Source organism: Planococcus sp. SSTMD024 (assembly GCF_041320495.1).
Taxonomy (GTDB): Bacteria; Bacillota; Bacilli; order Bacillales_A; family Planococcaceae; genus Planococcus.
Map to the genome: position 1 here is coordinate 281,700 of NZ_JBGGNS010000019.1, position 21,630 is coordinate 303,329.

Sequence of the window (21,630 nt, forward strand, 5' to 3'; positions counted from 1 at the left end):
CCCTCCGCATCAGTCGGTGAATTCGAACTCAAATTCGAGCAGCCGGACCGTATCGCCGTTTTCTGCCCCGCGCTCGCGAAGTGCATCATCAATGCCCATGCCGCGCATCTGGCGGGCAAACCGGCGAATTGAATCTTCACGAGAGAAGTCGGTCATCTTGAACATCCGCTCGATTGCGTAGCCGGAAAGGACAAAAGCACCATCCGGGTCGCGTGAGATTTCGAATCCGTCGCCTTGCATTTCGTGCTTGTAAAGAACCGTATCCGCTGCATCCGGATCTGCCTCGTCTTCCATCGGGAATTCAGGCGTCACTTCAAGCAAGTCGGCTACCGCAAACATCAGGTTGTTCAACCCTTTTCTCGACAATGCGGAAATCGGGAACACTTTCGCGTCTTCCGGCAATTTCTTGCGGAACTCTTCCAAGTTTTCTTCCGCATCCGGCATGTCCATCTTGTTCGCCACAATGAGTTGCGGGCGTTCAGTCAAGCGCATATTGTATTGCTTCAATTCTTCGTTGATGGTCACGTAATCCTCATAAGGATCGCGGCCTTCCATGCCCGACATGTCGATAATGTGGACAATGACGCGCGTCCGTTCGATATGGCGCAGGAATTGATGGCCAAGGCCGATTCCTTCGTGTGCGCCTTCAATCAATCCTGGCAGATCCGCCATGACGAAGCTGCGCTGGTCTTCTGTTTGGACCATTCCGAGATTCGGGACGATCGTCGTGAAATGATACGCGCCGATTTTCGGTTTGGCTGCTGTGACGACCGACAGAAGCGTCGATTTCCCGACACTTGGGAAGCCGACCAGGCCGACATCCGCCAATACTTTCAATTCCAGGATGACGTTGCGCTCTAAGCCCGGTTCGCCTTTTTCCGAAAGTTCAGGAGCCGGGTTTTGAGGCGTCGCAAAACGCGAGTTTCCGCGTCCTCCGCGCCCTCCTCGTGCGATAACGGCAGATTGTCCTTCCTCGACCAAATCGGCAATCGTTTCGCCAGTTTCTGCGTCTTTGACGACAGTGCCCGGCGGAACTTTGATGATCGTGTCATGCGCTTTGGCGCCGTGCTGGTTTTTGCTCATGCCGTGCGTCCCGCGCTCGGCTTTAAAGATCCGTTTGAAACGGAAATCCATCAGCGTGCGCAAGCCTTCATCGACTTGGAAGACGATATCCGCGCCTTTCCCTCCGTCGCCTCCGGCTGGCCCGCCGTTCGGTACGTATTTTTCGCGGCGGAATGCTACCATGCCATCCCCGCCGTCGCCACCTTTTACATATACTTTTACGTGATCGACAAACATATTATCCCTCCATCTGTGCGTGGATCTCCACTTTCGAACGATCCGATCCGCACGCTTTACCAATTGCTAATTGTGGTGAATCCAAAACCAGGGACGACCAGTCGCCAGGACCTGACAGTTCCAGCGAAAACCGGCCGCCCGTTTCCATTATGTGCAGCTCTACCGGATATGGCCAAGCGTCGGAAAATGCTTCTTTTGCGCTCTCCGCAAATGTTTCGAGCCAGCTCGAGAGCACCGCATCCAACTTGTGCGGCGCCCGCTTGGCTTCGCAGAACATCGTTAGGCGCAACTCCGGAAAACGCCAGCCCGCCGTCAATAGCCACTCTTCCGTTTCAGGCATAGAGAGAGCCGACAGCCGGCTTTGGTGCATAGCCGCTTCGGCATACGTACGAATGAGCGCCTGGGCCCTATCAGTGCGCCCCAAATCCAGATTCAATTTGATCATCTGCAGCTCATTCAAAAAATCATGGCGCGCATGCCGAAGCGATTGTGCCACCGTTAGCCTGTCGTCCATAATGCACTTCCTTTACACACACTTTTAGCCATTATACCAAGTTTCCGGCCGGATTTCCCGGCGCGGGTTTTGGCATATCTCTTGTTTCAAAAGAAAAAGGACTGCGAAAGCAGCCCTTTTCGTTTTTTATTAAGCTTCCTGAGCAACCGGGTAGACGCTCACTTTTTTCTTGTCGCGGCCGTAGCGCTCGAAGCGTACTGTTCCGTCGATTTTCGCGAAAAGTGTGTCATCTCCGCCGCGTCCAACGTTCTCGCCTGGATAGATTTTCGTACCGCGTTGACGGTAAAGAATAGATCCGCCAGTTACGATTTGTCCGTCAGCGCGTTTTGCGCCAAGGCGTTTTGATTCCGAATCACGACCGTTCTTCGTTGAACCAACACCTTTTTTGGATGCAAAAAACTGAAGATTTAATTTCAACATATGTCCCACCTCCTAAGCTGTGAAGGTTATTTTTATAAAGTCTGCATAATCATGTTCAATCGTTTCCAGAGAAATGATCATAGCGCGTACAAGCAGTTGAACCTGCTCATCCGTCTTTTTGTCCATGTTCTCCGGAAAGGCGATTTTCAAAAAACCGCTATCCGCCTGTTCGATGTCCGGTTCAATTCCCGTCAGCTCCATAATGGCGTTCACTGCCCCGAAGGAAACAGCGGAAGCCCCGGCACATACGAGATCCTTGCCGTGTTCGGCAAAATCCGCATGCCCCGACATTTCAAAGCCTTTAATATAGCTGCCGGTTTGATGAATAGTCACCTGGATCATTCTTACAGGTTGATTGCATCAACAGTCAATTTCGTGAATGGCTGACGATGACCTTGTTTTTTGTGGTAGTTCTTTTTCGCTTTGTATTTGAAGACAGTGATTTTCTTGCCGCGGCCCTGTTTTTCAACTTTCGCTGTAACAGTTGCTCCTTCTACGAAAGGAACACCCACTTTAGTATCGTCTCCACCTACAAATAGAACTCTGTCAAATGTTACTGTGTCGCCAGCTTCTGCATTCACTTTCTCAACGTAGATCTCTTGGCCAGCTTCCACTTTGATTTGTTTTCCACCAGTTTCAATAATTGCGTACATATCCTTGCACCTCCTCTTAGACTAAGACTCGCCTATCCAGGTGATCTCGCGATGCTTTAAGACCTGGTTCGAGCGGTTGTAGCACGGGTGCGCTACAAACATAACATTAGAATAATATCATGCGGGAGAGACCCGCGTCAATAGAGAACTGAAAAGAGTCGGTGATGTGTGCTTTTCACTTTTGGGATTATGGTTTAAGGAATGAAATATTGCTTCTTTACTAGTTTTTGATTTTGGGAATGAAGTGTGAGGCGATGTTATTTGTGTTCGAGTTTACGTCATTTTGGGACGTCGCCTCCCGGCTTGGGGTTGGCCTCTTGCCATAAGCCAAGAAGAACGCTTGTCTTACGGCATCGGCTCACCCTGGGCGCTGGTCGGCTTAGAGATTTCATTGGTTCATGTTTGCTTAAACAGATCTGCTTCTATAGCTAGTTGCCGGCTAGTGGGGGAATCGCTTCCCTATCTAGTTATGCGGTTTGTAGAGTGAAGAATGTGGCAATATTGCTTGTGTTCAAATTTGCGTCACGTCGGAGCGTCGCCTCCCGGCTTTGGGTTGGCCTCTTGCCATAAGCCAAGAAGAGCGCTTGTCTTACGGCTTCGGCTCAGCCTGGGCGCTGGTCGGCTTAGAGATTTCATTGGTTCATGTTTGCTTAAACAGATCTGCTTCTATAACTAGTTGCCGGCTAGTGGGGGAATCGCTTCCCTATCTAGTTATGCGGTTTGCAGAATGAAGTGTGTGGAAATATTGCTTGTGTTCAAATTTGTGTCACGTTGGAGCGTCGCCTCCCGGCTTTGGGTTGGCCTCTCTCAATGAGCCAGAAAGAACATCTGTCTCATTGCTTCGGCTCACCCTGGGCGCGGGTCGGCTCTGAGGTTTCATTGGTTTGTGTTTGCTTAAATAGATCTGCTTCTATAACTAGTTGCCGGCTAGTGGGGGAATCGCTTCCCTGTCATGACGTGTGGATTGCGAGATCGAATTTTAGCGGTGTTCTGACTGAGAGAATAAGTGTCATTTTGAAATGTTGCTGCACGGCTTTGGATTTTCACCATTGCTAGACTTCTTGTTATACTTTTCGTCATAGAAAAAAGGCTATACATTTTTATGGTTTAGCACTAGCAAAATTCTACATTTATTAAGAATCTCCGTTTCAATGAATTGTTAACTACATCTCTGACTTCAAACCGACAGTGAGCTTGTATAGATCCCGCTCACAATAAGGGCTGGAGCGCAGGGCGGTGACTCCTGAGGGATCAGTGGGTTTGAGAGACCCCGCAGGAGCGTGTTCTTTGCGACGAGGAGGCTCGATTCCCACCCCTCGGAAAGCATCCGCCCGGAGCGCAAGCCATTCGCTACACTTCTTCTTTATTTAATTCTCCAAACCTAAAAACGCCACCGCAAATGCAGTGGCGTTTCTACTATAGAACATCATTTGCTTGAGAAAATGGATTTGAGTTTGCCGAACATGCCGGGTTTTGGCTTGTCCATGGTCATGAGCGGAACCGACTCGCCGAGCAGGCGGCGGGCGATGTTGCGGTAGCCGAGCGCTGCAGGGTTCGATGGGTCCATGACGACCGGTTCGCCTTTGTTCGAGCTCGAAATGACGCGTTCGTCATCCGGCACGATGCCGAGAAGGTCGATCGACAAATGCGTCGTGATCTCGTTGACATCGAGTGCATCTCCCGCTTCCATCAAATGCGGGCGGATGCGGTTGATGATGAGTTTCGGCGCATCCAGGTTTTCTTCCAGCTCGAGCAAACCGATGATGCGGTCAGCATCGCGGACGGCGGAGATCTCAGGCGTCGTCACGACGATCGCGCGGTCTGCACCGGCGACGGCGTTCTTATAGCCTTGCTCGATGCCGGCCGGGCAATCGATGATGATGAAATCGTAATCCGTTTTCATCCCTTCGATCAATTCTTTCATCTGTTCCGGGTTGACGTCGTTTTTATCGGCCGTCTGGGCTGCCGGAAGCAGGAATAATTTGTCTTCAAAACGCTTGTCTTTGACAAGCGCCTGGTGGATTTTGCAGCGGCCTTCGAGCACATCGATCAAATCGTAGATGATGCGGTTCTCGAGGCCTAAAATGACATCCAGGTTGCGAAGCCCGATGTCGGTATCGATCAAGCACACTTTCTTGCCTTGAAGAGCCAATGCAGTGCCGAGGTTCGCAGTCGTCGTCGTTTTACCGACGCCTCCCTTGCCTGATGTAATTACGATAGCTTCTCCCACACTAGCTTCCTCCTTTAAACGTAGAAATTTGCGGCCGCAGGAATCTCAGTTCCTGCAAACGGTCGATGATGATTTTGCCGCTTGTATGTAAATAGGCGCATTCCATTTCGGGCTGCTCCGATAAGCTGTCGAGTTCATCGGTCATCGTCTCGAGTTCATCGGCAATCTTCAGATGCGTCGCTTCAAGCCACGATGCGGCGATGACCGCATCCTTGTTGCCGCTTGCGCCTGCATGGGCAAAGCCCTTGAGGCGGCCAAGCACATAGACGTTGCCGCCCGCTTCGATGCGGCCGTTCTGGTTGACGTCGCCGATCACGACGAGGTCGCCTTTTGCCTTGACGACTTGCCCCGAGCGGACGATGCCGACGTAAGTTTCCGACTGGCGCTCAGAGATCATCCGGTTGCATTCTTCGACAGTGACGACATCGCATTTCGTGCTGATCACTTTCATCTTCGAATGGTCGTGGATGACTTTCTTGATTTCGTCCAATTGGGCTTTGCTGTAATGGCGGTTCGCCAATTGGATTTGCACTTCCGCGTCCCCTTCGAGCGCAGGGTCGGAAACTTTCTTCTTCAACTCATCGAGGATTTCCGTATAGGAGGCCATATCGTTGAGCTGGATGAGAAGCCCTTTGTTCGTTCCTTTGATATTCACGATATTTTTCAAAAAACCTGTCACCTGCGCTTTCATTAATATAACCCGAACTTAGTGCCACGCCGTTGATCTTGCGTGACCATCATCGACCTGAACACCCAGCCAAGCAATCCCAGGTACAGGGCGTTGGCGATTAAGGTCGGCCACAATCTGGATACCAAAAACGTTCCGGCCGGCGCATCGGTCAAGCCGATCAATTGGAAGAACAAGTACAGCGCCACTTCCATCGCAAGCAAAAGGCCGAGTGCCAGCAGCGTAGCCGACAGCAGATTTTGTGGAATCTTTTTGAATAAGTACGCGGCGATCAGGCAGACGGCCGGATACAGAAAAGAATATAATCCAATAATATCAATGTAAAAGACATCATACAAGAGGCCGAAGAACAAACCGTAAAACAACGCATGGCGCAGTTCATAGAAAAGGGTCAAAAAGATCAGGAATAAAATGAGGAAGCGCGGGACGACATAATAAAGCGATCCACCGATCGACAAGGGCGAAAACAGCCCGAAGATCGGTTCGACGAAAAACAGCACGAGGCAGACGATGGGAACGAGGAAGCGGATCATGATTCCTCTTCCTCTTCTTGTGTCATCCCGTTGTCTTCGCCGTCGACTTCCGGTGCGAGACGGTCTGCAATGACGACGTGATTGAGCATCGAGAAGTCAGCTGCCGGTTTGACATACGCCAGTTTCGTCAAGCCGAATTCATCGATCGTCACTTCCGTGATTTCCCCGATGACGATGCCTTTCGGGAAAATGCCGCCGAGCCCGCTTGAGACGACTTGGTCGCCTTCTTCCAGGTCGACCGAAAAGTCGATGCGCTTGAGCAGCAACTCACGGCGTTCCGTGTCGTAGCCTTCGATCAAGCCAAACACGTCGTCCTCGCCGAGCACCATCGCCGATACGCGGTAGTTCGGGTTTTGCGTCGTCACCAGTTCCACAGTCGAAGTGGTCGGCGTGACGATCGTCACTTTGCCGATCAAGCCGCCTGCGGTCATGACGGCCATATTTTCCTTGACGCCGTGGTTGGTGCCGCGGTTCAGGATGATTTTCTCTTCCCATTGATCCGGGTTGCGTGCGATGACGACTGCCTGGATCGGGTTGAATTCACGTAAATCTTCTTCTTTGTCGACGAGTTCTTTCAGTTCCTCGTTTTCGGAACGGAGATCTGTCACTTCTGCCTGCACGCCCGCAAATTCCTCAAGGCGCGCTTTCAGCAGGCGGTTTTCTTCAAATGTGTTGATCAGCGAGTCGATATTGTCAAACACACCGGTCACAAAATGTGCGGGCCGTGAAAATACCGATTGCCCGGCGCCTACCGCTTCCTTGACGATTTGTTCGGGCAGCGACACTTGGCCGCGGTCCCGGAGCGTCAAGGAAATCAAGGCGACGAGCAGGATGACGCCGATCAACAGCAGGATAAGCCGCTTGTTCGATAAAAATTGTGGCATATGAGGCCATCCTCCTTATTGATTGGCTCGTTTCGAGCAGTAAAACTCAGCGTCTTTCGATCGCATTGCGGTAACGGTCAAAATCTTCAAGCGCGCGCCCTGTCCCAAGCGCGACACAATCGAGCGGGTCGTCTGCGGTGAACACCGGCATGCCGACCGCATCCGAAATCACTTTGTCGAGGTTTTTTAGCAATGCCCCGCCGCCCGTCAAGACGATGCCGCGGTCCATGATATCGGCCGAAAGTTCAGGCGGCGTTTTCTCAAGCGTGGCCCCTAAGCCGTCCACGATGCGCGTCACGGGTTCTTTCAGCGCTTGTTCCATTTCACTTGCTGTGATCCTCAAGGTTTTCGGGAAGCCGGTGACGAGGTCGCGCCCGCGGATTTCCATATCCAGCTGGGCTTCTTCCTCGCTCAAGACAGCGGCAGTGCCGATGCCCATTTTCAGGTTTTCGGCCGTGCGTTCGCCGATCACGACATTATAGCGCTTGCGGACGTAGTGCTTGATCGCCTCGTCCATCTCGTCCCCGCCGACGCGGATCGATTCACTCGATACGATGCCGCCGAGCGAGATGATGGCGACTTCCGCCGTTCCGCCTCCTATATCGACGACCATGCTGCCGACAGGTTCCCATACCGGAAGCCCTGCGCCGATCGCTGCAGCGAAGGGCTCTTCGATCGTATAGGCTTCCGCCGCCCCGACCGCACGGGCCGCATCCAAAACGGCGCGCTGTTCAATGGAAGTAACGCCGTATGGCACGCAGATCATCACTTTGCCGCCGCGCCATTTGCCTGGCGCTTTGCCGGTCGCCTCACTGATGCAATGCTTGATCATCGCGAGCGTCGTGTCGTAGTCGGAGATGACGCCGTCCTGCATCGGCCTTAATGCGACGATATTGGCAGGGGTCCTGCCCATCATTTCGCGCGCGCGCTTTCCGACAGCGACGATTTCATTCGTGCGGGTGTTTTTGATGACAATCGATGGTTCCCGGAGCACGATGCCGCGCCCTTTTAAATAGACGAGCGTGTTCGCCGTCCCGAGGTCGATGCCGATATCTTTTGAAGCAAATCCAAACACATGAATCGGTCCTTTCTTATGTAAACCGGGGGTACCGGCAACAGCTTTGCGCAATACCACCCATTATAGAACATCCGGAAAAAAATATACAGTGCTACATGAACCCCTTTTCTTTCAATGAAGTGAATTGATGGTCGCCGATGATAATATGGTCGAGCAGTTCGATGCCGATGATCGAGCCGGCTTCCATGAGCCGCTTCGTGACATCGATGTCTTCAGGGGACGGGGCGGGGTTTCCGGAAGGGTGATTGTGCGAGCAAACGATTGAGGCGGCTGAGCGTCTGACGGCTTCGCGGAAAATTTCACGGGGATGGACGATGGAGGCGTTGAGGCTGCCGACAAAAATGGTTTGCCGGTGCATCACTTGGTTTTTGATGTTGAGGAATAAACAGACGAAATGCTCCTGCTTGAGCGAAGTCATGTCATCCATTAAAAAGCTGGCGGCGTCTTTCGGGGAGCGGATCGTGAAGCGTTCATCGGTTTGCTTGGAAGCGAGCCTTCGCCCCAGTTCGATGGCCGCGAGCAGCTGGACGGCTTTCGCTTCGCCGATGCCGTTGATCGCGGTCATTTCTTCGATGGCGGCATGCTTCAGTTCGTGGAGATGCTCGAATTGCTTGAGCACGCGGTTGGCAAGATGCAGCACCGATTCCTCGCGGGTGCCGGTGCGCAGCAAAATCGCGATGAGCTCTTGGTTCGACAAGCTCACCGCTCCTTGCTTGATGAGGCGTTCGCGGGGGCGGTCGGCAATGTGGACATCGCGGATCATCATCGCCTGGTCATTTGGCATAATCATGCGCTCCTTCGACTTTCACGTATCCCGCACGCGTCAAGTGCTGGAGGAGTTTCGCAACCGGCAAGCCAACGACGGCGTTGTAATCGCCTTCGATTTTTTCCACAAACAAGCCGGATACTGTTTGAATGCCGTACGCCCCTGCTTTGTCGTAAGGGTCTTCCGTGTCGGTATAGGCATCGATCCAAGAAGCCGGCAAGTCGTAAAATGTCACCTTGACGCTTTCGTGGAAACTGACTTCCTCCTCGCCTCGGCGCACGCATACAGCGGTGATGACTTCGTGTGTCTCGCCCGACAGCTTGTGCAAATACTCGGAGGCTTGCTGTTTGGCTTTTGGCTTCAATAAAACCTCCTCGTTTAACACGACGACTGTATCCGAGCCGATCACGAGGGCTTCCGGATGGCTTGTGGCAATATCCGCTGCTTTTTGGACAGCGCATGCGTTGACGTAATCGACCGCTGACTTGAACCCTTGCGGATCGGGTTCCGGGATATCGCTCGGCACGATGCCAAACGGAATTCCGAGCAAGCCGAGCAATTCTTGGCGTCGCGGCGATTGCGAGGCCAGGATGAGCGGGTGTTTCGATGTGAACTTCATGGGAAAAATCCCTCCTTTTTTCAAGCCATCATACCATTTTCAAAAAGCTGGGGCAAAATGGTGAAATACTGAATTTCATTCGAAAACAGCCCATAAATCTTCATTTTCAAGATAGCGCTTTCACGCTAGCAAGCCGTTATCTACATATTTTTATTGGAGTGACAATGTTATCTCACATGTCCATAACCCCGTCACGAGCGCATTCTCAAGACTTGTCAAACATTATTCAAAATTAGCGCAATTGGCACTTCCTTAAATTGCTTTTCTTATGTTTCTTAAGGTTTTATAATGGGTAGAGTCTTTAATTTTTTGAAAATTACTATTACACAATAATTTAATAGTTTTTTTCACATTTATGTTTGAAGGGAGTTTGTCTATTTTGAAAAAACAAAAACGGGGATTGTTTCAAAAATCCCTCGACCGCATCGAAACGATCGGTAATAAACTGCCGCATCCGGTGACCTTGTTTGCGCTTCTCGCCATCATCGTCCTCGCGGTTTCCGCTTTGCTGGCGAACCTCGGCATCTCGGTCGAGCACCCAGGCCAAGAAGGCGAAATCGTGGAAGTGAAGAACTTATTGAACGCAGAAGGCATTCAATACATCTTCGCGAGCATGGTCGATAACTTCATCGGCTTCGCACCGCTCGGCGTTGTGCTTGTCACGATGCTCGGAATCGGGGTCGCAGAACGCACCGGCCTCATCTCCGCGGTATTGCGCGGATTCGTCCTGTCGATTCCGAAATTCCTCATCACCGGCGGGCTGGTTTTCGCCGGGATCATGTCGAGTGTCGCATCGGATGCGGGATACGTCGTCTTGCCCCCACTCGGCGCGGTGATCTTTATCGCCCTCGGGCGCCATCCGCTTGCCGGCCTTGCCGCAGCGTTTGCCGGTGTCTCTGCCGGGTTCTCTGCCAACTTGCTATTGTCGGCAACGGACGCGATGCTCGGGGAACTGACCATCGCAGCCGCTTCGATCATCGACCCGGGCTACGCTGAAGGCATGAACATCGCGATGAACTATTACTTCATCATCGTTTCCGTGTTCTTGCTCACGATCGTCGGCGCTGTCGTCACGGAAAAAGTCGTCGAACCGCGCCTTGGCGAATACAAAGGCGAGTTCCGCGAAGAAATGACCGGCCTGACAACGCTCGAGAAAAAAGGCTTGCTATGGGCTGGGATCACGACTCTAGTCGGCGTCTTCCTGACAGCACTTCTCATCGTTCCGGAAAGCGGCGTATTGCGCGGCGAAGACGGCGGCATCGTCCAATCTCCGTTCATGAGCTCGCTCGTCCCGATCATCACCATCTTGTTCTTCCTGCCTGGCCTTGCATACGGCATCGCCACGAAGAACATCAAGAGCGACAAAGATGTCGCTGCGCAAATGTCTGACACGATGGCATCGATGGGCGTCTTCATCGTCCTGGCGTTCACCGCTGGACAATTCGTCGCTTACTTTGCCGAGTCGAACATCGGCATGGTGCTCGGTGTCTACGGCGCTGAAGCGCTTGAATCGATGAGCCTCACCGGCATTCCATTGATCCTCGGCTTTATCGTTGTCGTCGGCTTCATCAATTTGTTCATCGGTTCCGCGTCCGCGAAATGGGCGATGCTTGCACCGGTCTTCGTGCCGATCATGATGCAGCTCGGCTACTCGCCGGAACTGACGCAAATGGCGTACCGCATCGCCGATTCATCGACGAACATCATCACCCCGCTCATGACGTATTTCGCGATCATCATTGCGTTCGCACAGAAATACGACAAGAAGATGGGCATCGGTACATTGATCTCGGTCATGTTCCCGTACTCGATTTTCTTCATGATCTTCTGGAGCATCATGCTCATCGTTTGGATGTTGTTCGGCCTTGATCTTGGGCCGGCTTCACCGATCCGCTATAACGGATAATACAGAAAAGCGACAGAACCGATTTCGGTTCTGTCGCTTTTTTATGTTTATAAGTTTAGCGTGATGTTCCGCAAAACACTTCTCGAAATAACTTTGCTCTATTCTCACTCCGTGTAAGCATTGCAAATAAATATAGTTTACATAATAAAGTTATATACTACATGAATAAATTGACATACCAGCCGATGAATTGTTCGCCCCATAAATAGACGAGTACGGCGGATAACGCGATGGACGGGCCGAACGGAATCGGCGTTTTTCGGCCTTGCTTTCTCACTCTCAGCAAAATGATGCCAGCGACCGCACCGATGAACGAGGCGAAAAACAAGGTCAGCAAAGTTCCAGCCGTCCCGAGTACAAGTCCGATGACGAAAAACAATTTGATGTCGCCCCCGCCCATGCCGCCTTTTGACAAGGTCGCAATTAACAACAACACCGAAAAGCCAACTGCCGCGCCTATAAGTGAATCCCACCACGGGTCGAGCGGGATGACGAAACGCAATACGAGCAACACCGCCGCAAATGGCAGAAGCACTTTGTCGGGGATGAGCATATAGGCGATGTCGGACACGGTGATGATGACAAGCATCGACACGAACAGCAAGCCAACAATCAATTCTGGCGTAAAGCCGAATTTCAGGAAGATAACGGTGAACAACACGGCGGTGATCGCTTCCATCAACGGATATACCCAATGGATGCGCGAGCCGCATTTCCGGCATTTGCCGCGCAGGAATAAATACGAGAACACCGGCACCAAGTCGAGTGCCGTCAAGCGGCGGTCGCACGCCGTGCAATGAGACGGCGGATACGCGATCGATTCGTTTTTCGGCACGCGCAAGCCTACGACATTATAGAACGAGCCGAACACCAAACCGAAGACAGAAGCAAAAACGGAATATACAGCAATCATCATGTCCCTCTTTTACTAGTAGAATTTAGTAGCTATCAGTACAACTTAAATTTCAGCTTTTTATGTTTCGCAAAACTACTTCGCTTTCCTGCGGGCGAGCGCCAAGCCTCCTCAGAAGCTACGCTTCCTGCGGGGTCTCGGCTGTCTCGCTTTCCCGCGGGAGTCTCAGCAGTTTTGCTTTATATAGCGGATTTCATTCTGTAATTTAAGATGGGTTGCAATTGAAGTGAAACTATAAATATAGGATTGCCCGGTAAAAGAAGAAAAGGAAATCGCGATGATTTCCTTCACTCCTCCCCTGATGCACTTTCTTCCACCGTGACGTCAACGTCAACTTCCACGTCGTGATCTGTTTCTGCTTCGCCGTCATCGGCGTATTCCGTGCCATCGTTTGCCGGCAGCGGGTCTTTTTTATCCGCCGGCGCCGGTGCATCGATCTTCGGTACGGTGTCTTCCAATGCAATAAGGTCGGGGCGATAATACGCCGCAAACGACAATGTCACTTGCAGCCGTTCGGTTTCTTCGACGACTTCCCGCACTTCGGGATTGGCGCCGAAATTGATCGACTCAATAACCAGTATGCGTTCCATTTCCTCGATTTCGGAAATGAAGTCCGTGATCTCACCGTAATTTTCCGCTGAAAACGCGACGGTCGTTTCCACTTCTTTCAAGTTCTCCAATCCTTCGACCGGAACCGCAAGTGCGACGTCCGCTTCTGCGAGCTGGATTGCTTCGACGCGTGTTCCGGAAACGAGTTCCGCTTCTTCGATTTGCAGCACCATCAGCTCGGACAACGGGTCGATTGATACTTTTTTCTGCAGTTCAAGCGTGCTGAGGGTTTCGCCTTCCGGCAATTCCTTCACTTGCGTCTGCAGCGCCATCAAGACGTCGCGTTCCGAACGAAGCGATTGCTGGGCTTGTTCACGAGCTTCTTTTGCCGGTGCGTACATGAGAAAATAGGAATAAAACCCAAGGGCAAGCAAGAACAAGACAGCGAGTACGATGAGCGCTTTTTCTTTTTGGCTTTTGGTCATGCTGCTCATGCGGCTTCATCTCCTGCTTCTGCATCGTCTGTCTCGACCTCTACATCGACTTCAACATCCGTTTCTTCCGTTTCAGTTGAATCCGCCGGTTGTTCGGCCGTTTCGTCAGTTGGTGCTTCCTCGCCCACCGCTTCGCCTTCTGCTTCTCCGCCTTCTACCGGGATGCGTTCATCCTGGAACAACAGCGTATAGGTCGCCAAATAGCGCGGCTCGCTCGGGTCGACGATGAGGTCCTCTTCTTCTGCTTCGTCGAAAATTTCGGTTGCGACAGTATCGAGCGTGGCGGACGTGAGCAGTTCAGATGATTTCAGCTGCGCCAAATAATAAGCCGCTTCGCGCGAGGAATCGAACTGGACGACAAGCTGCGCCTGGTCCAGTCCGGTATACGAGAAGGTCTGGAAAAAGCCGCGCGCCGGAAGCAAGGACACCAATTCTTCCAATAGCGGAATCGTATCGAATTGATAGCTTTCCGCCCATTCGACAGTCGCCTGCAATTGCTGTTCTTCGTTCATGCCTTGGCGCGCTTCGAGTTCATTGCGGAGCTGTGCCTGTTCGGCCATGACGCCTTGTGCTTGTGCTTGCAATGCCTGTTGTTCATTCGCTTCGGCTCTTGCCATCATGGCGAACACGGCCCAGATGATGAGTGCCACTAATAAAATCGCGACCGCCGCGATTAAAACAGCTGGCCGGTCGCGTTCTTTTTGTGGGAGTAAATTAATATCGACTAACATGCCTACACCTCTTTCAACGCCAGGCCGATCGCCCGGTTAAAGCGCGGCGGCACGATTTTGCCGTCCGCTTCGATGCCGTCTTTGACGAGCGGCTCGACGTCCAATTGGAAGCGGTCGGACAGACGCCCGCAAAATGCGTGCCAATCGCCGAACTCCCCGTTGCAGATGACTTTCGTGATGCCTTGTTCGCCTTCGTTCATATTATAGCGGTAGAAATTGCCGAGCTTTTCGGCTTCTTCTTCGACGGCACCAAGCAGCTGCGCCGGATCTTTCGGGTCGGCGACGAGCACGTCGAGGTCGACCGGCCGCATGAACATCGGGAAATGTTCATGGAAAATCGACACCGTCATTTTCGTGCCTTGCATATCGATGAGCATGATGTGTTCGTCTTCTGGAAAATCGTGTTCGAGATACGCCAAGCGGTACAGCGCGAGCGGCGTGATGTCGGCGACGAGCGGCTTCAGTTTCACGCCGTCGAATGCGTCTTCGTAATCTTTGATGACCGATTCTTTCGACGCGATGATGATCGCTTCCGGTTCATCGGAATCCGGGTGGTACGGCACCACATCGAATACCGGGTCTTCAAACGGCAAATAGAGGGTGGATCCGATTTCGATAAAGAAATGCCCTTTTAATTCGTCGGCTTCGACGTCTTCGGGGTAAGGGACTTTGCGGATGATAACAAATTCGTCAGGGGCGAGGAAGCGGACTGACTTTTTGGAGAGACCCCACTGACCGACCGCCTTACCGAGTTCCACAGCGAGCGCTTCTGGGTCTGCGATTTTGCCGCTATCCATGATTCCTTTCGGAAGAAACAATTCTTCCGCCTGGATCAAGGACACCGGCTCCGCAGACTTCAGCTCAACATAGCGGATTGCATCTTCTTCTATCGTAATCGTCGCTACGCGCGCTTTTTTCTGGAAAAACGGTAAGGCCATTTGATCAGCTCCTAAAATTACCTCAATTTATTGTGCTGGTAAGTATCCTTTGATTTGCTCAGTAGTTAGTTCGCTCAACGCAGCGTTAGTCAAAGCAGGGAATGTATAGGTTCCTTCGTCTCCTATTACAGATGCAGAAATAGTATTACCTGATGATAATTTTGTAATGGTAGCAGAATCAACATCACCCGGATCATCAATGTATTCTCCTAAGTTAGCAAGTGTTACAGTATCATTCTCAGCAGCTCCAGTTTCTGTAAAGTATAAATTAGCAGCTGATAGCACCATTTGAACATCTGCTCGAGCAGCATTATGGCGACTGTTTTCAATCAAGTTACCAATCGCCGGAATGGCAATTGCCGCAATGATCGCGATGATGACAATTACTGCCAATAGCTCGATCAGCGTCATCCCTTTTTGGTCTTTCAATTTCTTCTGTAAGAATTTCTTCATTTCTTTTCCCCCTTATTATTTTGTTAAGTAAGTACCATTTTCAGTACAGCTTAATTATATCAATGGTCACGGATTAAACAATATCTTTTTAATATTTTTTTAGAAATTTTTTCTTGTTAATATCGCTAAATTACCTACAAATTGTCTACATTATTGAACATCTCGAACATCGGCATCATGATTGCCAAGACGATAGTCCCGACGAGAGCCGCGAGCACGACGATCATCAACGGTTCGATCAAGGCTTTCAAACGGTCGGTTTCCGCTTCCACTTCTTTCTCGTAAAATTCCGCTACTTTGGCAAGCATATGATCGAGAGATCCGGTTTGTTCGCCGATTGAGATCATATGCGGGATGAGCGGCGGAAACGCCCAGTGCTTTTTCATCGGCGCCGTTAACGAGCCGCCGCGCTCCAATGAATCGCGCGACGCGAGCAACACTTTCGACATCACCGCATTGCCGACGACTTTTTCGGTCATCGTCATCGCCTGCAAGATCGGCACGGAGCTGGTGAACAAGGAACTGAGCGTCCGCGTGAGCCGGGCGAGCGCAGATTTCTGCAGGAGCTTCCCGAAAATCGGGATTTTCAAGACGACCGTATCGAGCACCATGCGCCCCTGTTCGCTGCGTTTCATCACCCAAATCGTGCCGGCGAATATCAATCCAAACAAGATAAGCAAATACCAATACCGGACGGTGAATTCACTCGCGCCCATGACAAGTTGCGTGACGAGCGGCAATTCCCCTCCGAAGCCTTGGAACATATCGACGAACATCGGCACGATCGTCGACAACAGGAAAATGACGACGCCGATCGCGAGGATTCCGACAACGACCGGGTAGCTCATCGCCGAGATGACTTTTTGCCTCGTCTGGTAGGCTTTGTCGTAATGCGTCGCGAGCCGGTCGAGCGAGTCGTCGATATTCCCCGACAGCTCCCCTGCGCGCACCAAATTGACCGTCAATGGTTCAAAGATCTTCGGGTATTTTGCCAGCGAGTCGGACAAGGAATTCCCTTTTCTGAGCTCTTCTTCTATCTCAGCAAGCGTTTTTCGCAATTGCTTGGATTCAACTTGCTGGGACAGGATTTTCACCGAATCGACGATGGTCACGCCCGCGCGCATCAAAGTCGAGAACTGCCGCAGGAACATGATGAACTGGTCGCGCTTGACCGGGCTGCCGAACGTAATGTCTTTTTGCAAGGCGCCGACCGGCACTTCGCGGATATCGATGACCCTTATCCCTTCTTCGCGCAGCTTTTGCACCGCTTCCTTGCGGTTCGCAGACGTCACGTAGCCGGCGCGGATCTTTTTCCGGTCGCGTCCTTCGTATTTAAAGCGCGCCACTTACTCCTCGCCTCCGATCAAATACGGCGCCGCGATCTGCTTCGTGATGCGGCCTTTATTCAAAAGCTCCTGGACCGATGTCTGCATAAGGTGCATCCCCGCCGCCCGGTTCGTTAAGATGACGTTCGGGATCTGGTGGACTTTCTCGGTGCGGATCAAGTTCGCGATCGCCGTATTGTGAATCATGATCTCGGTCGCGGCGACGCGCCCTTTGCCGTCCGCTGTCGGAAGCAGGCGCTGCGAGATGACCGCTTTCAAAATGCCGCCGAGCTGCGTGCGGATTTGCGCGTGCTGCTCTGGTGGAAACACGTCGATGATTCGTTCGACGGTCGAGGCGGCGCTTGACGTGTGGAGCGTGCCCATGACCAAGTGGCCGGTTTCAGCGGCAGTGATCGCGGTCGTGATCGTCTCAAGGTCGCGCATCTCACCGACCAGGATGACATCCGGGTCTTGACGCAAGGCGGCGCGCAGGCCGTTGGCGAACGATTTCGTGTCGAAGCCGACTTCGCGCTGGTCGATGACCGATGAGCCGTGCTTGTGCATGTACTCGATCGGGTCTTCGAGCGTGATGATGTGCTTCGTCATGTTTTCATTCATATGGCGGATCATCGCAGCCAAAGTCGTCGATTTACCGGAACCGGTCGGGCCGGTGACGAGAATCAAGCCTTGATGCGTATCGGACAATTTCTTCAACGTATCCGGCATTTTCAAATCGTCAATCGACGGGATAACCGTCGGGATCGTCCGGAACGCATGCGAAATGGAGCCGCGCTGGTGGAACGAGTTGACACGGAAACGGGCGACACCCGGAATCGAGTAGGAATAGTCCATCTCGCCTTTTTGCAAAAACGTCTCCCATAAACTTTCCGGCATCAAGGCTTTGGCGATCGCTTCGGTATCATCCGGCAACAGCCGCTCCTCGCCGTAGCGCTTGAGCGATCCGTGCATGCGGAAGACGGGCGGGATGCCGGTCGTCATATGGATATCGGAGACATCGAGTTCACGCGCTGCAGTCAAAACTTTGTCGATAAAATCAATCGCGGTTTCAGTCATATTAATCACTCATGGCAACGCGGAGCACTTCTTCCGTCGTCGTCATGCCCTCCTTTACTTTTAATAGGCCATCGTCAATGAGGAAAATCGTTTTATTGGCGACGGCGATCTTGCGGATTTCAGCAGCCGAGCCACTCCGGTTGATGACGTCTTTCATCGCGTCATCGACAACGAGCACTTCGTGTATCGCCATGCGCCCTTTATAGCCGCTCATATTGCATTGCGGGCAGCCGGCACCCCGTGAAATCGTATCGACCGACAAGCCCCTTCTCGCGAAAATCTCTTTCTCGCGCACGGTTGCCGGCTGTATTTCCTTGCAATCCCTGCATACGCGCCGGATAAGCCGCTGTGCGATGACCGCATTGAGCGAAGCGGTGACGAGAAACGGTTCAATGCCCATATCGAGAAGGCGCGTAATGGAGGCGATCGAGTCATTCGTATGGATCGTGCTCAGCACCAAATGCCCCGTCAGCGAAGCCCGAATGGAAATGTCGGCCGTTTCCTTGTCGCGGATCTCCCCGACCATGACGATATCGGGATCCTGGCGAAGAATCGAACGCAGCCCTGCCGCAAAGCTCAAGCCGACGTTGGCGTTCACTTGGATCTGGTTGATGCCTTCCAATTGATACTCGACCGGGTCTTCAACGGTGATGATGTTCACTTCTTCTGAATTCAGCTTATTGAGCGCCGCATATAAGGTAGACGATTTCCCGGAGCCGGTCGGGCCGGAAATCAACACGATGCCGTTCGGCTTGTCGATTTCGGTCATGAACCGTTCCATATTCGTCTCGTTGAAACCGAGCTTGGAGATGTCGGTCAAGTTCTGGCTCAAGTCCAGGATCCGCATGACGATTTTCTCGCCGAACACGGTCGGCAGCGACGATACGCGGAGGTCGATCGCGCGAAAATCGACGGTCGTCTTGATGCGGCCGTCTTGCGGGATGCGGTTTTCGGTGATGTCGAGATTGGCGAGAATTTTGATGCGGGCGGTGACCATCTGCTGCATCGTCTTCGGCAATACCCGCTCGGTCCGGAGCGTCCCGTCAATCCGGTAACGCACCAATAATTTGCTTTCATGCGGGTCGAGATGGACATCGGACGCTTTCATCGCGACCGCATTCGACAACAGCTGATTGACGAGGCGCACGATCGGCGCATCCAGGTCGGTCAATGCATCTTCTTTGTCTTCTTTGGCATCGGGCATTTCTTCTAACAATTCATCATATGACTCTTCTTCATAATACTTGGCGATCGTTTTCATGATGTCTTCTTTCGACGCGATCGTCGGTTCGATCTGGAAGCCGGTCGCCAGGCGCAAATCATCGATGGCGATGAAATCGGTCGGGTCGGTCATCGCGATAAACAAGCGGTCGCCTTCTGTCTTGAGCGGCACGAGCAGTTTGCGCTTCGCGAATTCCTTCGGCACGACGTTGAAAAGCATCGGGTCGAACGGGTAGCGGAACAGTGAGACATGCGGGATGCCGAGCTGCACTTCGAGCGTTTCGATCAATTGCATTTCGGTTATGAGCCCGCGCGCCAATAACGCATCCCCGAGTTTCTGGTCATTCTGTTTCGAATCGAGCGTTCCTTGCAGATCTTCCTGTGACAATAAACCTTGCTCGACGAGAATGTCGCCGATTCGTCTCCGTTTAATTACCATTCAAATCCCCCTTGCTCTCCCGTTACTTAACGATTCGTTTCCCCGCTTTATCGTACACAGGTTCCTCGTCTTGCGAAGGATCGTTTTTGCTGTCTTCATCATCATCTGCCCCAGCACCAACATCTTGATCTGGATCTTGGCTTGATTCGCCAGTCGAGTCATCAGACCCAGCTTCTGTACCGTCTTCCTCTCCAGCAGCTGCGCCGTCTTCTGAAGTTTCCTCTGCTGGGTCGTGGATGCCGTTATTGTTTGCGTCGATAAACCCTTCATCTCCTGACTGCGGAATCGGTTCACCATCGGCATCGGTCGCTGGCGCTTCCGGTACGTTCAGTGGATACACTTCGACGCGGTGCACCGGCGGATAGAAATCACTCGACACGGGTTCGACGCTGACTTCTTTTCCGCCTTCAACCACGGTTTTGACCACTTCGATGCGCTTGCCGTCACGGCCTGTTTCCTTTACTTTTTTGCCGCTGGAGACGAACGCGCTGTATTGCTTGATGAGGCGCGGTTCGATTTCTTTATCGCTTGCTGTTGAAATGAAATATTCATTGGCGAATGGCTGCCCATGGATCGATGCGGCCAGTTCCCCATTTTCGATATAGACGTTCAAGGTGAATGAACTTGCATTCGGATTGGAGAACGCGAAATCGACGCCCAAGGACCGGTTGATTGCCGCTTCTTCCCCGGCCGGCACATTTTTCGGCACTTGTTCACCGATGCTGCGCTGTTCGATGAGGAAATTCGTCCGCAACACGGCTCCGTAAATAGCGGAAGCGATTTCCGTCAGCTCCGCATCGGTCGCATCGAGCAAAGCCAATTCTTCAAGCTTTAATAAAAAGTCGAACTGCTCATCCGGGGCGATGACTGTGCCGTCGAGCGCTGCAATCGCCTCTTTCGCGCCGGTGCTGTTTATATTATGCGAAAAGCTCGATTGGGCCACTTCCACCGGGCGCATTTCGAGCGAGTCGCTGCTGATGTCGACGCGCGTCACCGACTGACCGCCTTCCAGTGCGGTTTCCAGCTGCTGGTGGATAGTCGCGATATCCGCTTCCGTAAACGGTACATCGGCAAATTGCTTCTTTAAGAACGACCGTGTCGTCGATTCCGATAAATCGAAAACGAAATCATTTTGCGCGCCGCTCTCTGCTCTTTCCAAAGTTTCATCGAGTGAAATTTCAACGTCTTTCAATGGGTATTTCGCCGTCGCATCCAAATACGTGACATGCAGTTCCGAGGATTGCCGGACGGCGGAAGCCTGGCTCAAAAACAAAGTCTTGGCATCCGCGACCGCCATATTCGAGACATCGGTCGTGCCGATATACGTATAATCGCCGTATTCCGCCGACGGGAACACCCATTCATCCACCGCATACGCCCCGGCATTGGCCACGCCAAATACGACAAGGGCGGCTCCAAATACGCCGCCGAACACTTTTCCGAATTGCTTATTGTCCATCTTAATTCCCCTTTCCGACCGGGCCGATGGACTCCATGCCAAATACCTTCTCGGATTTCTCTATGGTGGCTTCCTGTTTTTTTACAGGCTCTTCTTTAATTGCTTTAGGTTGCGCCGGCATTGCGTCGGACTGCTTTTTGCGATTTTGCCGCTCTTGTTTCAAACGTGCTTTTTCCTGTTGCTCGCGTTCTTCTATTTTCATGAAGAGAAGCGCTGTCACGAGCGACAAGCCGAGAATCGTGAGCAGGCTCATGTGCCAGGCGAAACTCCCTTGCATCCATAGTGCGACGGCAGCTGCTAAGAGACTGCCGGTTGCCACGATATAGGTCTTTTTCTTATTCTCTATCTTCTTGGAAAAGACCACTCCCGCCATGACCACCGCTGCGATCATGAGCCAAATCAATAATTTAATCATCGTTTTTCCCCCTACGCCTTGCGCATTTC

The 21,630-nt window shown here is 52.1% G+C and carries 23 protein-coding genes and 1 other annotated feature; of the genes, 1 reads left to right on the top strand and 22 read right to left on the bottom strand.

The annotated features are described in order from the left end of the window. Positions 1-9: 9 nt before the first annotated feature. From obgE to AB9R92_RS05345, 12 genes are all read right to left on the bottom strand, one after another. The gene (gene obgE, locus AB9R92_RS05290) at positions 10-1,299 is read right to left on the bottom strand and encodes a GTPase ObgE (RefSeq protein ID WP_370668444.1); all 1,290 of its coding nucleotides are present in this window, start codon (positions 1,297-1,299) and stop codon (positions 10-12) included. Between the two features lies 1 nt (position 1,300). Continuing rightward, complete coding sequence (locus AB9R92_RS05295) at positions 1,301-1,813, bottom strand: Spo0B domain-containing protein (RefSeq protein ID WP_370668445.1); 513 nt, start codon at positions 1,811-1,813, stop codon at positions 1,301-1,303. A 129-nt stretch (positions 1,814-1,942) separates the two neighbouring features. Then, positions 1,943-2,233, bottom strand: coding sequence for a 50S ribosomal protein L27 (gene rpmA, locus AB9R92_RS05300; protein ID WP_068461850.1), 291 nt, complete (start codon positions 2,231-2,233; stop codon positions 1,943-1,945). Between the two features lie 12 nt (positions 2,234-2,245). Further along, positions 2,246-2,575, bottom strand: coding sequence for a ribosomal-processing cysteine protease Prp (locus AB9R92_RS05305; protein WP_211653939.1), 330 nt, complete (start codon positions 2,573-2,575; stop codon positions 2,246-2,248). Positions 2,576-2,577: 2 nt separating this feature from the next. Next, positions 2,578-2,886, bottom strand: coding sequence for a 50S ribosomal protein L21 (gene rplU / locus AB9R92_RS05310; protein ID WP_058380995.1), 309 nt, complete (start codon positions 2,884-2,886; stop codon positions 2,578-2,580). 14 nt (positions 2,887-2,900) lie between these two features. Next, positions 2,901-2,974, bottom strand: a sequence feature (ribosomal protein L21 leader region). A gap of 1,338 nt (positions 2,975-4,312) precedes the next feature. After that, positions 4,313-5,116 (bottom strand): septum site-determining protein MinD, encoded by an 804-nt coding sequence (gene minD, locus AB9R92_RS05315; protein WP_370668446.1) that lies wholly within the window; start codon positions 5,114-5,116, stop codon positions 4,313-4,315. A gap of 1 nt (position 5,117) precedes the next feature. Continuing rightward, a complete protein-coding gene (gene minC / locus AB9R92_RS05320; RefSeq protein ID WP_370668447.1) occupies positions 5,118-5,807 on the bottom strand; it encodes a septum site-determining protein MinC in 690 nt (229 codons plus the stop codon). Further along, positions 5,807-6,337 (bottom strand): rod shape-determining protein MreD, encoded by a 531-nt coding sequence (gene mreD, locus AB9R92_RS05325; RefSeq protein WP_370668448.1) that lies wholly within the window; start codon positions 6,335-6,337, stop codon positions 5,807-5,809. The genes minC and mreD overlap by 1 nt, the downstream gene beginning before the upstream one ends. Next, positions 6,334-7,221 (bottom strand): rod shape-determining protein MreC, encoded by an 888-nt coding sequence (gene mreC, locus AB9R92_RS05330; protein WP_370668449.1) that lies wholly within the window; start codon positions 7,219-7,221, stop codon positions 6,334-6,336. The genes mreD and mreC overlap by 4 nt, the downstream gene beginning before the upstream one ends. Positions 7,222-7,267: 46 nt before the next feature. Next, entirely contained in the window at positions 7,268-8,296 is a 1,029-nt protein-coding gene (locus AB9R92_RS05335) for a rod shape-determining protein (RefSeq protein ID WP_370668450.1), read from the bottom strand. Positions 8,297-8,390: 94 nt separating this feature from the next. Continuing rightward, positions 8,391-9,083 carry a RadC family protein gene (gene radC, locus AB9R92_RS05340; protein ID WP_370668451.1) on the bottom strand — a complete coding sequence of 231 codons (693 nt, stop codon included), beginning with the start codon at positions 9,081-9,083 and terminating at the stop codon, positions 8,391-8,393. Then, positions 9,073-9,684, bottom strand: coding sequence for a Maf family protein (locus AB9R92_RS05345; RefSeq protein WP_370668452.1), 612 nt, complete (start codon positions 9,682-9,684; stop codon positions 9,073-9,075). Before AB9R92_RS05345 ends, radC begins: the two co-directional genes overlap by 11 nt. A 355-nt stretch (positions 9,685-10,039) precedes the next feature. Between AB9R92_RS05345 and AB9R92_RS05350 the strand changes: the two genes are divergently transcribed. Continuing rightward, the gene (locus AB9R92_RS05350; protein ID WP_370668453.1) at positions 10,040-11,590 is read left to right on the top strand and encodes an AbgT family transporter; all 1,551 of its coding nucleotides are present in this window, start codon (positions 10,040-10,042) and stop codon (positions 11,588-11,590) included. Positions 11,591-11,747: 157 nt separating this feature from the next. Here AB9R92_RS05350 and AB9R92_RS05355 read toward each other — a convergent pair whose 3' ends face one another. The 10 genes from AB9R92_RS05355 to AB9R92_RS05400 form a co-directional block, all read right to left on the bottom strand. Next, positions 11,748-12,503 (bottom strand): prepilin peptidase, encoded by a 756-nt coding sequence (locus AB9R92_RS05355; protein ID WP_370668454.1) that lies wholly within the window; start codon positions 12,501-12,503, stop codon positions 11,748-11,750. Positions 12,504-12,790: 287 nt separating this feature from the next. Beyond that, a complete protein-coding gene (locus tag AB9R92_RS05360; protein ID WP_370668455.1) occupies positions 12,791-13,546 on the bottom strand; it encodes a pilus assembly protein PilO in 756 nt (251 codons plus the stop codon). Beyond that, positions 13,543-14,277, bottom strand: a complete 735-nt coding sequence (locus AB9R92_RS05365) for a fimbrial assembly protein (protein ID WP_370668456.1) — start codon at positions 14,275-14,277, stop codon at positions 13,543-13,545. Before AB9R92_RS05365 ends, AB9R92_RS05360 begins: the two co-directional genes overlap by 4 nt. Positions 14,278-14,279: 2 nt before the next feature. Further along, on the bottom strand, positions 14,280-15,215 hold the full coding sequence (gene pilM / locus AB9R92_RS05370; RefSeq protein WP_370668457.1) for a type IV pilus biogenesis protein PilM: 936 nt from the start codon (positions 15,213-15,215) through the stop codon (positions 14,280-14,282). 27 nt (positions 15,216-15,242) lie between these two features. Continuing rightward, positions 15,243-15,668, bottom strand: a complete 426-nt coding sequence (locus tag AB9R92_RS05375; protein ID WP_370668458.1) for a prepilin-type N-terminal cleavage/methylation domain-containing protein — start codon at positions 15,666-15,668, stop codon at positions 15,243-15,245. A 134-nt stretch (positions 15,669-15,802) separates the two neighbouring features. After that, positions 15,803-17,014 carry a type II secretion system F family protein gene (locus AB9R92_RS05380; protein WP_370668459.1) on the bottom strand — a complete coding sequence of 404 codons (1,212 nt, stop codon included), beginning with the start codon at positions 17,012-17,014 and terminating at the stop codon, positions 15,803-15,805. Beyond that, complete coding sequence (locus AB9R92_RS05385) at positions 17,015-18,067, bottom strand: type IV pilus twitching motility protein PilT (protein WP_370668460.1); 1,053 nt, start codon at positions 18,065-18,067, stop codon at positions 17,015-17,017. It lies immediately after the preceding gene. A gap of 1 nt (position 18,068) precedes the next feature. Next, entirely contained in the window at positions 18,069-19,727 is a 1,659-nt protein-coding gene (locus AB9R92_RS05390) for a GspE/PulE family protein (RefSeq protein WP_370668461.1), read from the bottom strand. A 22-nt stretch (positions 19,728-19,749) separates the two neighbouring features. Further along, positions 19,750-21,186, bottom strand: coding sequence for a VanW family protein (locus AB9R92_RS05395; RefSeq protein WP_370668462.1), 1,437 nt, complete (start codon positions 21,184-21,186; stop codon positions 19,750-19,752). Between the two features lies 1 nt (position 21,187). Continuing rightward, complete coding sequence (locus tag AB9R92_RS05400; protein ID WP_370668463.1) at positions 21,188-21,601, bottom strand: hypothetical protein; 414 nt, start codon at positions 21,599-21,601, stop codon at positions 21,188-21,190. Positions 21,602-21,630 lie beyond the last annotated feature (29 nt).